Here is a 639-nt window from a genome sequence, read left to right as displayed (position 1 = left end):
AAAGGGGCTGTCGCAGAATGCATAATATGCATTTGATGACAGCTCTTTTTTCTATGTTAGGTTGCTCCTTTTTGAGATTCACTATCTTATTTTTGGTGGTAAAAAGAAATTGTTCGTTTTTTGGCGCACTTAAATAAGCTTCGCCTTCTAAATTTTTTTAAGCTGTCTTTAACGGATGATAATAATGATCCAGGCGATCAGCTTGGATTTTCGTATGTATTTTATTGAGATTATAGCCAAATGCCAGAATCAAAAGCTCGTTTCGTACATTGCCTGTTCCTCTCGTACGAAACTTCTTCAGTTGATAATCTTCCTTCAGTACGCCGAATGTTCCTTCCACCTGAATGGAACGATTCATACGATACAACGTGCCTGCTTCTGTTAGAATATTTTCTTGCGCTGTTTCTCGGTAAGCCAGAAATTCCTTAGCTACATGCAGTTGACGATTCCCTTTCGCTTTCGTACATTTTTCTTTGAGCGGACAGCCTGTACAATCTTCACATTCGTAGACCGTTACCTGAGATTGGTAGCCGGTTTGCGAGGTCCGCGTGTAGTTTCGGGTGACATACAGCTGCTGATTATTAGCGCAGGTATAGGTATCTGTGCTTTTGTCATAAGCCATGTTTTCGCGATATTTGA

At 40.5% G+C, this 639-nt stretch carries 1 protein-coding gene; it reads right to left on the bottom strand.

Features of this window, described 5'->3' with window-relative positions; all coding sequences use genetic code 11:
• Positions 1 to 157: 157 nt before the first annotated feature.
• Positions 158 to 639 (bottom strand): transposase (locus KI375_RS27015; RefSeq protein WP_212976441.1); only part of this gene is annotated, 482 nt, incomplete at its 5' end.

Source organism: Bacillus sp. J14TS2, from assembly GCF_018333015.1.
Classification (GTDB): domain Bacteria; phylum Bacillota; class Bacilli; order Bacillales; family Bacillaceae_C; genus Lederbergia.
The sequence above is the reverse complement of the archived record's forward strand: the minus strand, read 5'-3'. Positions and strand labels throughout refer to the sequence as shown.